The sequence below is a fragment of the Hydrogenibacillus schlegelii genome (assembly GCF_001653195.1).
Taxonomy (GTDB): domain Bacteria; phylum Bacillota; class Bacilli; order Thermicanales; family DSM-22653; genus Hydrogenibacillus; species Hydrogenibacillus schlegelii.
This window is the reverse complement of record NZ_JXBB01000012.1, coordinates 198986-212168: the sequence shown is the minus strand read 5'-3', so window position 1 is coordinate 212168 and position 13183 is coordinate 198986. Positions and strand designations below refer to the sequence as shown.

At 66.9% G+C, this 13183-nt stretch carries 11 protein-coding genes; all 11 read right to left on the bottom strand.

The window, feature by feature from the left end:
- Positions 1 to 87: 87 nt before the first annotated feature.
- A complete protein-coding gene (tkt, locus tag SA87_RS05285) occupies positions 88 to 2136 on the bottom strand; it encodes a transketolase (protein WP_066200166.1) in 2049 nt (682 codons plus the stop codon).
- A gap of 55 nt (positions 2137 to 2191) precedes the next feature.
- Positions 2192 to 3199, bottom strand: coding sequence for an NAD(P)/FAD-dependent oxidoreductase (locus SA87_RS05280; RefSeq protein ID WP_066200323.1), 1008 nt, complete (start codon positions 3197 to 3199; stop codon positions 2192 to 2194).
- Between the two features lie 190 nt (positions 3200 to 3389).
- A complete protein-coding gene (cbbX, locus tag SA87_RS05275; protein WP_066200163.1) occupies positions 3390 to 4325 on the bottom strand; it encodes a CbbX protein in 936 nt (311 codons plus the stop codon).
- Between the two features lie 170 nt (positions 4326 to 4495).
- Positions 4496 to 4924 (bottom strand): ribulose bisphosphate carboxylase small subunit, encoded by a 429-nt coding sequence (locus tag SA87_RS05270; protein ID WP_066200320.1) that lies wholly within the window; start codon positions 4922 to 4924, stop codon positions 4496 to 4498.
- 25 nt (positions 4925 to 4949) lie between these two features.
- Positions 4950 to 6404 (bottom strand): form I ribulose bisphosphate carboxylase large subunit, encoded by a 1455-nt coding sequence (locus SA87_RS05265; protein WP_066200159.1) that lies wholly within the window; start codon positions 6402 to 6404, stop codon positions 4950 to 4952.
- Positions 6405 to 6606: 202 nt separating this feature from the next.
- Positions 6607 to 7326, bottom strand: a complete 720-nt coding sequence (rpe, locus tag SA87_RS05260; RefSeq protein ID WP_066200156.1) for a ribulose-phosphate 3-epimerase — start codon at positions 7324 to 7326, stop codon at positions 6607 to 6609.
- Positions 7323 to 8342 carry a class II fructose-bisphosphatase gene (gene glpX, locus SA87_RS05255; protein ID WP_066200153.1) on the bottom strand — a complete coding sequence of 340 codons (1020 nt, stop codon included), beginning with the start codon at positions 8340 to 8342 and terminating at the stop codon, positions 7323 to 7325. The genes rpe and glpX overlap by 4 nt, the downstream gene beginning before the upstream one ends.
- Positions 8339 to 9394 (bottom strand): type I glyceraldehyde-3-phosphate dehydrogenase, encoded by a 1056-nt coding sequence (gene gap / locus SA87_RS05250; RefSeq protein ID WP_066200151.1) that lies wholly within the window; start codon positions 9392 to 9394, stop codon positions 8339 to 8341. Before gap ends, glpX begins: the two co-directional genes overlap by 4 nt.
- A 59-nt stretch (positions 9395 to 9453) precedes the next feature.
- A complete protein-coding gene (locus SA87_RS05245) occupies positions 9454 to 10407 on the bottom strand; it encodes a phosphoribulokinase (RefSeq protein WP_066200147.1) in 954 nt (317 codons plus the stop codon).
- Positions 10408 to 10571: 164 nt separating this feature from the next.
- Positions 10572 to 11435, bottom strand: coding sequence for a class II fructose-1,6-bisphosphate aldolase (gene fba / locus SA87_RS05240; RefSeq protein WP_066200141.1), 864 nt, complete (start codon positions 11433 to 11435; stop codon positions 10572 to 10574).
- Positions 11436 to 11719: 284 nt separating this feature from the next.
- Positions 11720 to 13174, bottom strand: a complete 1455-nt coding sequence (locus SA87_RS05235; protein WP_066200138.1) for an NADH-quinone oxidoreductase subunit N — start codon at positions 13172 to 13174, stop codon at positions 11720 to 11722.
- Positions 13175 to 13183 lie beyond the last annotated feature (9 nt).

Below are 13183 nucleotides of genomic sequence, written 5' to 3'. Positions count from 1 at the left end.
CCTGGCGCCCGCTTCCCTTCCGCCGGCGTCGCCGCCGGCAAATGGTCAACCTCCCGCGCGCCCGGAAAAACGATTGTGAACGGCCGCTCAAGCGCCGCGGTCGTCTCCCGCCGGCATCCCGACGGCTTCCCCGGCCCGCCGGAGCGCCTCCCGGGCCGCCGCCACGAGTCGCTCGGCGGTAAAGCCGAATCGCTCGACGAGCACCTCGCCCGGCGCCGACGCGCCGAAGCGGTCGATGCCGACGATCACGCCGGCCTCGCCGGCGTACCGCTCCCAACCGAACGGCGACGCCATCTCCACCGTCACCCGAGCCCGGACCTCCGGCGGGAGCACCGCCCGGCGGTAGTCGTCCGGCTGCGCTTCGAAAAGCTCCCAGCACGGAAGGCTCACCACCCGGACGCCGACCCCTTCGCCAAAGAGCCGCTCCGCCGCCTGCCGGGCGAGGGCCACCTCGGAACCGGTGGCGATGAAGATTACCCGCGGCCGATCCCGGCGAAAGCCGGCCTCGTACAGGACGTAACCGCCCCGGCGGACCCCCTCCATCGCCCGCTCCGCCGTCTCGGGCAGAACCGGCAGACCCTGACGGGAAAGGACGAGGGCGGACGGCGTCTTCGGCGCCGCGAGGGCCGCAGCGTAGGCGGCCGCCGTCTCGTTGGCGTCCGCCGGCCGGAAGACGAAGAGGTTCGGCATCGCCCGGAGCGACGCCAGATGCTCGATCGGCTGGTGCGTCGGCCCGTCCTCGCCGACGGCGATGCTGTCATGGGTCAGCACGTAGAGGACCGGGACCCCCATCAGGGCGGACAGGCGCATCGCCGGCCGGAGGTAATCGGAGAAGACGAAAAACGTCCCCCCGTAGACGACGAGACCGCCGTGGAGGGCCATCCCGTTTAAGATCGCCCCCATGGCGTGTTCCCGGACGCCGAACCAGATGTTCCGGCCGGCGTAATCCGGCGGCCCGAAATCCGCCTCTCCCTTGAGCGTCGTCTTGTTCGACGAGGCGAGGTCCGCCGATCCGCCGATCAAGGTCGGGATCGCCTGCGCCAGGGCGTTCAGCACCGTCCCGGAAGCGTCCCGGGTGGCGATCTTCTTCTCCCCCGGCGCAAACGTAGGCAGCGCCGCCGCGAGGTCATCGGGCAGCTTCCGTTCCAGGGCCGCCAGGAAAGCGTCGGCGAGCGCCGGGTGTTCCGCCCGGTAGCGCTCGAAAAGGTCCCGCCACTTGGCCTCCGCCGCTTCGCCCCGGCGGGCGACCTCGGCGAAGTGCGCCCGGACGTCGTCCGGCACGTCAAACGGCGGATGGAACCAGCCGTACGCCGCCTTCGCCCGGGCGGCGTCCTCCGGCCCGAGGGGCGCCCCGTGGACGGCGCTCGTCCCGGCCTTCGCGCTCCCGTAGCCGATGACGGTCCGAACGATGATGAGGCTCGGCCGCTCGGCTTCCGCCTTGGCCGCCGCGATCGCCCGGTCGATCGCCTCGAGGTCGTGGCCGTCGTCGACGCGGAGCACCTGCCAGCCGTATGCCCGAAACCGGAGGGCGACGTCTTCCGTAAAGGCCTTGTCGGTGCTCCCGTCGAGGGAGACGTCGTTCGAGTCGTAAAGGGCGATCAGCCGGCCGAGCTTGAGGTGGCCGGCAAGGGACGCCGCCTCCGCCGCCACCCCTTCCATGAGGTCGCCGTCGCCGACGAGGGTGTAGGTATAATGGTCGACGATCGGAAAACCCGGCCGGTTGAAGCGGGCGGCGAGGTGCCGCTCCGCCATCGCCATGCCGACCGCCATGGCGATCCCCTGGCCGAGGGGGCCCGTCGTCGCTTCCACCCCCGGCGTGTGGCCGTACTCCGGATGCCCCGGCGTCTTCGATCCCCACTGCCGAAACGCCTTCAGATCGTCGAGGCTGACGTCGTAGCCGGTAAGGTGAAGGAGGGCATAGAGGAGCATCGACCCGTGGCCGGCGGAGAGGATGAAGCGGTCGCGGTCGGGCCAGGCCGGGTTTTTCGGGTTGTGCACAAGATGCCTCGTCCAAAGAACGTAGGCCATCGGCGCCGCCCCCATCGGGAGGCCCGGGTGACCCGACTGCGCCCGTTCGATGGCGTCGATGGCCAGGGCCCGGATGGCGGCGATGGCACGCGCCTCAGCTTCCCCCACCGATCGTCCGCTCCTTTCTCGGCGACTCCGTTTGGCGGCGGCCGGACCGGAACGATCATGCCCGGCCGACGGGGATGTCGGTCCGATCGCTCGAATGGATCGTCGCCAGCTTCGCCGTCGGATCGATGTACGTCTTCGCGTTCGACACCGCGATCGGCGCCTCGCCGAGGCCGACGGCGATGAGCTTCACCTTGCCCGGATACGTGTTGATGTCGCCGATCGCGTAGACCCCCGGAATGTTCGTCTCCATCTTCGAGTTGACGACGATGCTGTTCCCTTCGATCTCCAGGCCCCAGTTTTTGATCGGGCCGAGGGAGGCGACAAAGCCGAGACCGCTTACGACGGCATCGACGGCGATCTCGTCCGTCTCCTTCGTCTGGTTGTGGATGACCGTCACCGCCTCCACCTTGCCGTCGCCTTTCACGTCCAGAAGTTCGGTAAACGTCCGCACCTCGACCGACGACTCAAAGAGCTGCTTGACGCTATGTTCGTGCGCCCGGAACTGATCCCGACGATGGATGAGGATGACCTTCTCCGCCACCGGCTCCAGCATGAGGGCGTAGTCGACCGCCGAATCGCCGCCGCCGACGACGAGCACCCGCTTGCCGCGAAACGGCTCCGCCGACGGAAGAAAATAATGGACGCCCTTCCCTTCGTACGCTTCGGCGCCCTTGGCCGGAAGCTTCCGGGGCGTAAACGTGCCGACGCCGCCGGCGATGATCACCGCCCGGCTCCGGCGGACGGCCTTCGTCGTTTCGAGGACGAACAGCCCGTCGTCGGTCTTCGTCAGGCCGGTGACCTGCTCTTCGAGAAAGACGGCCGGAGAAAATTGCATGGCTTGGGCTTTGAGCTGCTCGACCAGCTCCTTGGCCCGGATCTTCGGAAACCCGCCGACGTCGTAGATGTACTTTTCCGGATACAGGGCCGTGAGCTGCCCACCCAGCTCCGGCAAGCTGTCGATGATCTGGCAGGAGAGGTCCCGCATGCCGCAGTAAAACGCGGCAAACAGTCCCGCCGGACCGCCGCCGATGACGGTGACGTCAAACACTTGTTCGCTTGACACGTTCGCATCCCTCCTGACCCTTCGTTCCCCGGCTCCGAGCGTTCGGCCCGCGGACCCGCGCAAAAAGGAGATCAAGTAAAAAGATGCAAGGAGCACCAGCGACGGGCCTCCTTGCTATTGTAAACGATGTCGGCCGCCGTCGGAAGACCGCCGGCGGCCCGGTCATCCGAGCGGGCCGGTCGACGCCGCCTCAGCCGTCCTGAAACACGCGGCTCTGCAGGATGTCGGCGGCATCGATCGTCACGAGGTCGGCGACGGTGCACGCGCCGCGGGCGAAGAGCCGGTTCGCCTGCCTGAGCCGCGCCCGGTCGAGGGCGTTCCGGACGCTGCGGGCGTTGGCGAAATGAGGCATTTGCATCCGTCGCTCCAGGTACCGGCGGAAGGCCTCTTCCGCCGCCGGCGTGAAGCGATACCCCTGCTCCCGCAGCATGAGGCGGGCGATCTCGAGGAGCTCGTCGAGGGTGTAGTCCGGAAAATCGATGTGGTGGGCGATTCGGGAGCGCATGCCGGGGTTCGAACGGAAGAACTGGTCCATTTTTTCCTTATAGCCGGCGAGGATGACGACGAGATCGTCCCGGTGGGTCTCCATCACCTGAAGCAGGATCTCGATCGCTTCCTGGCCGTAGTCCCGCTCGTTTTCCGGCCGGTACAGGTAGTACGCCTCGTCGATGAACAGCACCCCGCCCATCGCCCGCTTGAGCACTTCCTTCGTCTTCGGGGCCGTGTGGCCGATGTACTGCCCGACGAGGTCGTCCCGGGTGACGGCGACGAGGTGCCCCTTCCGGACGTAGCCCAGCCGGTGCAGGATCTGGGCCATCCGAAGGGCGACGGTCGTTTTGCCGGTGCCGGGGTTGCCGGTAAAGGACATGTGCAACGTCGGCGGCGGCGTCTTCAGGCCGACGCTCCGCCGGAGGCGATCGACGAGGAGGAGGGCGGCGATCTCCCGGATCTTCATCTTCACCGGTTTCAGTCCAACGAGCTCCCGGTCCAGCTGATCGAGCACCTCATCGATCGCCGTCTCCCGGACGAAGGCCTTGAGGTCCGCCGAACGGGCGAGTTCCTCCGGCGTGAGCGCCTCGAGCGCCTTCGGCGCCTCCGCCGCCTCCGCTTCCGGACGCAGGGTCATGCGCTCTCCTCCTTTCCCGGGCCGCTCCTCGGCCTCGTCGCCCCGTTCCGTTGTTCGCGCTCCGCCTCTTTTCACCCTCCGCCTCGTTCGGGGTTCGGTCGGTCGTCAGACCGCGCTCGATCGACGGTCCGCGATCGCCAGACGGTTCGCGATCGGCCGACGGTCCGCGGTCAGTCGACGTACCGCTCCCCTTTCGGCCGGTCGGTGGCATAGCTGTGGAGGGTGTAGCGGATCTGCCGGTCCCGAACTTCCTGACGGATGACGTGGAAGCCGAGCTCGTGCTTCGGCCGGTGGACGATAAACTGCAGCGCAATCGTCTGGCGGCCGTAGCTCCGATCGTAGGCGCTCACCCGGATGTAGTGGTTCGGGTACGCCTCACGGCACTTTTGAATCTCATACAGGACCGCCGACGGGTCCTGAAGGTCGAACATCGGAAGTCCCCACATGTCCCAGTAGACGTTCCGCGGGTGCGGGTCGTCCGTGAATTCGATGTTGATCGCCCACCCGCGATCGAGGGCGTACTGCACCTGCTTGGCGATCTCTTCATCGGTCAAATCGGGAAGGTAGGAAAACGTCCCCTGCGTCAGGCGAAACGACATCGCCATCCCTCCTCGCTTGCCCATCTTAAAACGTCGGCGTCACCGTCACGTCCGGGGTGTCGGTCGAGGCAAAATCGAACGTGACGTCCTTCCAGACGTCGAGCGCCGCCCGAAGCGCCGGCGAGAAGCGGGCCGCCCGTTCGAGAATCTCCGGCCCCTCGTTCAGGATGTCCCGGCCTTCGTTCCGGGCTTTGACCATCGCCTCGACGGCGACGCGGTTGGCCGTCGCGCCGGCGGCGATCCCCATCGGATGGCCGATCGTACCGCCGCCAAACTGAAGCACGACGTCGTCGCCGAAGAGGTGCAAAAGCTGGTGAACCTGACCGGCGTGGATGCCGCCGGAGGCGACGGGCATGACGCCCGGCATCGAGCCCCAGTCCTGGGCGAAGTAGAGCCCCATGGTCGGATCGGCCTCGACCTTGTGTTCGCGGAGCGTCTTGTAGTAGCCGCGGGTGATGTTCGGATCGCCCTCGAGCTTGCCGACGACGGTCCCGGCGTGCAGGTGGTCGACGCCAGCCATCCGCATCCACTTGGCGATGACCCGGAAGTTGATGCCGTGGGTCTTCTGCCGCGTGAAGGTGCTGTGCATGGCCCGGTGGAGGTGGAGGATCATGCTGTTTTTCCGGGCCCACTTGGCCATCGACTGGATGGCGGAAAAGCCGACGGTGAGGTCGATCATGATGATGACGCTCCCGAGCTCCTTGGCGAACTCCGCCCGCTCGTAGATGTCTTCCATCGTCGCGGCGGTGACGTTCAGATAATGGCCCTTGATCTCGCCGGTCTCGGCCATCGCCTTGTGGACCGCCTCCATGACGTAGAGGTACCGGTCGCGCCAGCGTTGAAACGGCTGGGAGTTCGTGTTCTCGTCGTCCTTCGTAAAGTCGAGGCCGCCCCGGAGCGCTTCGTAGACGACGCGGCCGTAGTTCCGGGCCGTAAGGCCAAGCTTCGGCTTCACCGTCGCCCCGAGGAGCGGCCGGCCGTACTTGTTGAGGAGCTCGCGCTCCATGACGATGCCGTGGGGCGGCCCCTGGAACGTCTTGATGTAGTGAAGCGGGATGCGGAGGTCTTCGAGACGGAGGCTCTTTAACGCCTTGAAGCCGAAGACGTTCCCGACGATCGACGAGGCCATGTTGGCGATGGAGCCTTCTTCGAAAAGGTCGATGTCGTAGGCGATGTAGGCGATGTACTGGTCGGTCCCCGGCACCGGGTCGACGCGGAACGCCTTCGCCTGGTAGTTTTCATATGACGTCAGCCGGTCGGTCCAAACGACCGTCCACGTCGCCGTCGACGACTCGCCGGCGATCGCCGCCGCCGCCTCTTCCGGCTCGATGCCCTCTTGCGGCACAAAGCGGAAGGCGGCGATGACGTCGGTCTCCTTCACTTCATAGTCCGGCACCCAGTACCCCATCTCCTTGTAAGGGATGACGCCGGACGCCCAGCGGCTTCGCGCCTTTTCCTTCTCGGACTCCTTCAGGGTCATCGCCGTCGCTCCTTTCTGCATCCGATCTTCCGGGGCGTCGCCCCACCTTCAGCGTAATGCCGAATGACGGAAAAGTAAAATAGCGATTTGCTTGGCCTATGATAATCAATTCCTTATGCTATAAGTTTTCCCTTATCCATGAGGCCGGCCCGATCGGAAAGGCCCCCCGCATCGCGTCGCTTCCCGCATCGTTCCGCTTTCCTCATCGTTCCGTCGCTCCCCCGGCGGCCTTCATCGCCTCCTCCCCGGCCGATCGGAGGGTGCCGATCGCAGCCCGCCGGTCCCGAGCGCCGAAGACCGCCGTCCCGGCGACGAGCACCCGAGCGCCGGCGGCGACGATCGCCGGCACCGTCTCGACGTCGATACCGCCGTCTACCTCGATCGCCACGTCCGACCGGCCGGCCGCATCGAGCATCGCCCGGAGCGTTCGGACTTTGTCCACCATCTGGGGGATGAACGCCTGGCCGCCGAAGCCGGGGTTCACCGTCATGACGAGGACCATGTCCAGGTCGGGAATGAGGTGCCGGACGGCTTCCGCCGGCGTCTGGGGCGTGATCGCCACCGCCGCCCGGGCGCCGGCGGCGCGAATCATCTGCAGCGCCCGGTGGGCGTGGGGCGTCGCCTCGAGGTGAAACGAGACGATGTCCGCTCCGGCGGCGACGAACTCGACGAGATAGCGCTCCGGCTCGACGATCATGAGGTGGACGTCGAGGGGGAGGCGCGTCACCGGCCGGATCGCCCGGACGACCGGGAGGCCGATGGTGATGTTCGGCACAAATCGGCCGTCCATCACGTCGATGTGGATGAGGTCCGCGCCGCCGGCCTCGACGTCCCGGATCTCGTCGGCCAGGCGGCCGAAGTCTGCCGACAGGATCGACGGCGCGATCCGGACCGCCTCCCCGCCGAAGGAGCGTCCGCTCATCCGCTTCCCTCCCCGGTCAACCGCCGGACCGCCTCCGGCTTCGTCGCCAGGTGGTGCCGCCCGTGGATGAAGCGGACGGTCCGGGTCTTGGCCCGGGCGACGAGGGTGACGGTGTGGGCGACACCCCCGGGCAAAAATCGCACCCCCGGCAGAAGCGGGCCGTCGGTGACGCCGGTGGCGGAGAAGACCGCGTCGTCGCTTTTCACGAGGTCGTCCAGCGTAAAGAGGCGCGTCGGCTCGTTCACCCCCATCGCCTTCAGGCGGGCGATCTCTTCATCGTTTTGCGGCACGAGGCGCCCCTGAAAGTCACCGCCGAGGCTTTTCATCGCCACCGCCGTAACGACGCCTTCCGGCGCTCCGCCGATGCCCATCATCATGTCGATGCCGGTCTCTTCAAAGCACGTGGCGAGGGCCGGGCTGATGTCGCCGTCGGAGATGAGTCGGGCCCGAGCGCCGACGGCCCGGATCGCGTCGAGGATGTACTGATTCCGCGGTCGGTCGAGGAGGACGACGACCACGTCTTCGACCCGCTTGCCGAGGGCGTCGGCGACGGCCCGGATGTTCTCTTCGACCGGCCGATCGAGGGAGATGCGGCCGCGGGCCTTCGGCCCGACGGCGATCTTTTCCATGTACATGTCCGGCGCCCCGAGGAGCGCCCCCCTGGGCGCGACCGCCAAGACGGCGATGGAACCGGGAGCGCCGGTGGCCAGCAGGTTCGTCCCTTCCAGGGGGTCGACGGCGATGTCGACCGCCGGCCCGTCGCCGGTCCCGACCCGCTCGCCGATGTAGAGCATCGGCGCCTCGTCCAGCTCCCCCTCTCCGATGACGACCGTCCCGTCGATGGCGATCTGGCCGAGGACGGTCCGCATCGCCTGCGTCGCCGCGTCGTCCGCCTGCCATTTGTCGCCCCGGCCCATCCACCGGGCGGCGGAGAGGGCCGCCGCCTCGGTGACGCGGGCCATCTCAAGCGTAAGGAGCCGCAGGCCGGCCGACTTTGCCCCGATCTCCGCGCTCATCCGTGATGCGCCTCCCCGGCGCCGGCGGAGGCAAAATCTTGGACGGCGTCGAGCCGGGCGCCGACGTAGCGGAGGAGATCCGCCATCCGGTGGGCAAAGCCCATCTCGTTGTCGTACCATCCGAGGACTTTCACCGTTCGCTCGCCGATGACCATCGTCGAGAGGGCGTCGATGACACAGGAGTGGGGGTTGCCGATGTAGTCGGCGGAGACCAGCGGCTCTTCCGATAGGTCGAGGATGCCCCGGAGGCGCCCCGCGGCGGCTTCGGCGAAGGCCGCGTTCAGCGCCTCGACCGTCGCCGGCCGCTCGACGGTGACGACGAGGTCGACGAGGGAGACGGTCGGCGTCGGGACGCGGATCGCAAGGCCGTTCAGACGCCCCTGAAGCTCGGGGAAGATCTTCCCGATCGCCCGGGCGGCGCCGGTCGTCGTCGGGACGATCGACTGGCTCGCCGCCCGCGCCCGCCGGAGGTCTTTGTGGGGGTTGTCGAGGCTCCGCTGGTCATTCGTGAAGCTGTGGACGGTCGTCATCGCCCCTTCGACGATGCCGAACCGCTCGTGGAGGACGGCGACGATCGGCGCAAGGCAGTTCGTCGTGCACGACGAGCTGGAGATGATGTGGTGGCGGGCCGGGTCGTACTGCTCGTGGTTGACGCCGTAGACGATCATGAGGTCGTCGGACTTGGCGGCGGTCGTGATGATGACCTTTTTCGCCCCGGCGGTCAGATGCGCCGCCGCCGCCTCCCGGGTGGTGAACTTGCCGGTCGCCTCGAGGACGACGTCGACGCCGAGGTCGCCCCACGGGAGCCGAGCCGGGTCGCGGTCGGAGACGACCCGGACCCGCCGGCCGTCGATGACGAGGTCGTCGCCGTCGACATCGATTTCGGCCCCCCAGCGCCCCTGAACCGAGTCGTACTTGAGGAGATGGGCGAGCGTCCGGGCGTCGGTCGTGGCGTTGACGGCGACGATGTCGATGGCCGGATCGCCCCACGCCGCCCGAAGCGTGAGCCGCCCGATGCGGCCCATGCCGCTGATGCCGACTTTTGCTCCCATACTCTCCCTCCTATCTTCACCTTTTGATCCGTTCGACATCCCGCCGTCGAAGCTCCGCCTCAGTTCGCCTGAGCCGTTTTCGGCGCGCCGGCGGACGGATACAATTGCAGGTCGCGGCCGTAGGCGAGCTCGATGATCATGCTGGCGATTAGATATTGCGTGACTTTAATCGGGGTATAATGCGTTTCATTCATTTTTTCTTTCAGATGGTGGTTATCGCTGATCATCTCCAAGAGCGCCAGCATCGATTCCATCGGCGTCCGGCCGCCGATGTCGGCGATCTCCATTTCTTCGCCGACGATCTTGTCGTGATAGTGGACCGCTTCGATGAGACCGAAGCGGGCGCCGAGGGACAGCCACTTGACGAGCCGCCGTTTGTCGCCGTTGAGCCGCTCGGCGATGCGCACCTTGATCGGCTCCGGATCGTCCGGCGTCGGCGGGCGATCGTCGTCGGGGATGTACTGGACGACCAGGTCGGCATACGCCTTCTGCGGCTCGATGTAATTCTGGACGTCGGGCTTTCGCCGCTCGATCTCTTCGAGCACCTCCGCCTCCGTGTACCCCCGGGTCGACGCGTCCCGCCGAACCTTCCAGCGAACCCGGAGCCGGATGTCGGTGTCGAAGTAGATCTTGAGATCCAGCGCCTCCCGGAGCTTTTCGAGGTAGAGGATGTGAAGCCCCTCGAGGAGGACGATGTCTCGCGGGACGACGATCTCCGGCCCTTTGATGCGGCCGTCGCTGTGGTCGTAGATCGGTTTTTCGATCGCCCGGCCGGCCTTGAGCTGCCAGACGTGCTCGATGAGGAGGCCGAGGTTATTCGCCTTCCACGGATGGAGCGCCGTCACGCCGATCCGGCTTCGCTCGAAGCGGTCGAGGGAGTGATAGTCGTCGATGCTGATCGTCGTCACGCGCTCCTCGCCGATGAGCGCCCGAAGCTCGGCGACGAAGGTCGACTTGCCGGCGCCGCTGTCGCCGGCGATGCCGATGACGGTCACCTTTCGCCTGGCCGTCATGTGCGCGTCACTCCTTTCGGCGGAAGATCGCCGGGGCCGCCGGACGGGCCATGGGAAGGCCCCCGCCGGCAAAACTGGGATCGCCAGCGAACGACGCCGCCCGTTCTGCGGAAGCGGCGCCCCGCCGGTTTTCGACGGAAGTCCTCCGGCGGCCCGATTCGGCGTCAGAAGCGGTTGTTTGAACCGAACAGGCGAATCTTCGCCCGAATGATCTCCTTGATCGCCTCTCGGGCGGGGCCGAGGTATTTGCGGGAGTCGTACAGGTCCGGCTTTTCTTCGAGCGTCTTCCGGACGACGCGGCTGAATTCGACCTGGCTTTCGGTGTTGACGTTGATCTTGCCGACGCCGAGGGCGATCGCCCGCCGGATGTCCTCTTCCGGCACGCCGGAGCCGCCGTGGAGGACGACCGGAAGGCCGGTCCGCTTGTGAATCGCCTCAAGCCGGTCGAAGGCGATCTCCGGCCGGCCCTTGTACATGCCGTGGGCCGTCCCGAGCGCCGGCGCAATGGCGTCGATGCCCGTCTCCCGGGCGAAACGCTCGGCCTCATCGACCCGGGCGAGCATCGCCTCCCGCTCGTCGACGCTCACCTCGTCTTCCGTCCCGCCGATCCGGCCGATCTCCCCTTCGACGGAGACGCCGGCGGCGTGGGCCGCTTCGACGACGCGGCGGGTCGTGGCGATGTTCTCTTCCAGCGGATGTTCGGAGCCGTCGTACATGACCGAGTCGAACCCGGCGCGGATCGCCTTCATGACGAAGTCGAAATCCGGGCCGTGGTCGAGGTGTAGAATGATCGGCACCCGCGCCTTGAGCTTGGCCGCATTGGCCAGGGCGATGAGGTAGTCGAGGCCGATGTACTTCGTCGAGCTGACGCTCACCCCAAGGATGACCGGCGAGCGCTCTTCTTCCGCCACCTCGACGATCGCCTGGAGGTACTCGAGGCCGTTCAGGTTGAACTGGCCGACGGCGTAACCGTTTTTCACCGCGTCCTTGAGCACTTCGGCGTATGACGCTTTCGGCGGCACATACACGGCGGTTTCCCTCCTGTCCTCCTCTGTTTTTTCTCTTTCCCTCTGTTTCACTATCTGTTCTTTAGTTTCACAGAGGGGAATACCAGGTTCCGCTTAGCGAAATCCCGGGATTGGCTCGATCATACCAGACGGGACGGCGATGTGTCAAATTAGCATCTCTCAATACGTGAATAGCCCTCCGCTTATGGACGGAGGGCCGACGGCCAGCGGACGAGACTGAAAAACGAAGGGGAGGGGCCGGGCGCCGTGGGGCCGGCCCCCGTGCCGGCCTCGTCGCCGGGCCGCTAAAACGCGAGCCGCATCGCGCCGAGGAGCGGACCGAAGAAGAGGGCGCCGGCCAGCGTTCCGAACACGCCGACGTAGAAGACGATCGCCGGTCCGGCGGCGAGCCGAAGCGGCCGCTCCGTCGGACCCGGCCGCATGAACGCCTGCCAGACGAGGCTGAAGTAATACGCGTAGGAGATGACGGTCGCGACGATGAAGATCGCGGCGAGGCCCAAACGGCCGCCGCCTAAGGCGCCGAGGAGAATGTACCACTTGCCGAAAAAGCCGGCGGTGAGCGGGATGCCGGCGAAGGAGAGCATGAGGATGAAAAGCCCCACCGCCGCCCCCGGCGACCGGTGGTAGAGGCCGGCAAATGCCCGCACGTCGTACGTTCCCCGGTCCCGCGCGACGGCCTCGACGAGGGCAAAGGCCCCGAGGGTCATGAAGAGGTAAGCGACGAGGTAATAGAGAATCTGCTCGACCGCCATCGGCGTCGCCGCCGCCAGGGGGACGAGGAGATAGCCGGCGTGGGTGATGGACGAGTACGCGAGCAGTCGTTTGGCGTCCGACTGCCAGAGGGCCACGGCATTGCCGATCAGCATGCTGAGCGCCGCGACGAGGGCGACCGTCGCCCCGACGCCAAAGCCCTCTTCCCCCGGCAGGCGGTAAAACACGCCCGCCGTCAGCCGGACGGCGGCGGCGAGGCCGGCGGCCTTCGAAACGACGGCGAGAAAGCCGGTGACCGCCGTTGCCGCCCCCTGGTAGACGTCCGGCGTCCAGAGATAAAACGGCGGGCTCGAGATCTTAAACGTCAGAGCGCCGAAAAGGGCGAAAAAGCCGAGGTAGACGAACGGCCGATACGGCGCCATCCGCGGGTCGGCGAGCCGCTCCGCCAGCGTGGCAAAATCGGTCGCCCCGGTGAGGCCGACGAGGAAAGCGGCGCCGAAGGCAAAGAAGGCCGTCGCCGCGGCGCCGGTCAGGACGTATTTGAGGGCCGCCTCCAGCGAGGCGACAGAGCGCTTTTTGAGTCCGACGAGGGCGTACGAGGCAATCGACAGCGTCTCGACGGCGACGAAAAGGAGCGCCACATCCGCCGCCGAGGCCATCACCATCGCCCCGACGAGGGCGATGAGCATGAGCCCGAGGGCATCGGACTCTCCGTCCCGCCACGCCGGGTCCCGCTCGTCGGCGGCAAGGAAGAGGACGAGGCCCGTTCCCGCGAGGAGGAGAAGCTTCACCACCAGGGCAAAGCCGTCGACGATGAAGACGCCGGCCAAATCCCCCTTGGCGGGAAAGAGGAGGAGCGTCACGCCGGCGGCGACAAAAAGCCCGGCAAAAGCCGCCGGATAGAGCGCCCGGCGCTGGACGGCGGGCGGGAGCACCCACGCCGCCGCAAGGAGGACGAGGGCGGTTAAAAGGACGATCGCTTCCGGACCGAGTAAGGCCCACGGCAGGGCGAGCATCGCATCCGACATCGAACGGTC

What these genes read in the sequence shown, in the direction of transcription:
- cbbX (WP_066200163.1), bottom strand. Translation starts at nt 4,325, where the DNA reads ATGACCCTGCGTCCGGAAGCGGAGGCGGCGGAGGCGCCGAAGGCGCTC.
- SA87_RS05270 (WP_066200320.1), bottom strand. Translation starts at nt 4,924, where the DNA reads ATGTCGTTTCGCCTGACGCAGGGGACGTTTTCCTACCTTCCCGATTTG.
- SA87_RS05265 (WP_066200159.1), bottom strand. Translation starts at nt 6,404, where the DNA reads ATGACCCTGAAGGAGTCCGAGAAGGAAAAGGCGCGAAGCCGCTGGGCG.
- rpe (WP_066200156.1), bottom strand. Translation starts at nt 7,326, where the DNA reads ATGAGCGGACGCTCCTTCGGCGGGGAGGCGGTCCGGATCGCGCCGTCG.
- glpX (WP_066200153.1), bottom strand. Translation starts at nt 8,342, where the DNA reads ATGAGCGCGGAGATCGGGGCAAAGTCGGCCGGCCTGCGGCTCCTTACG.
- gap (WP_066200151.1), bottom strand. Translation starts at nt 9,394, where the DNA reads ATGGGAGCAAAAGTCGGCATCAGCGGCATGGGCCGCATCGGGCGGCTC.
- SA87_RS05245 (WP_066200147.1), bottom strand. Translation starts at nt 10,407, where the DNA reads ATGACGGCCAGGCGAAAGGTGACCGTCATCGGCATCGCCGGCGACAGC.
- SA87_RS05235 (WP_066200138.1), bottom strand. Translation starts at nt 13,174, where the DNA reads ATGTCGGATGCGATGCTCGCCCTGCCGTGGGCCTTACTCGGTCCGGAA.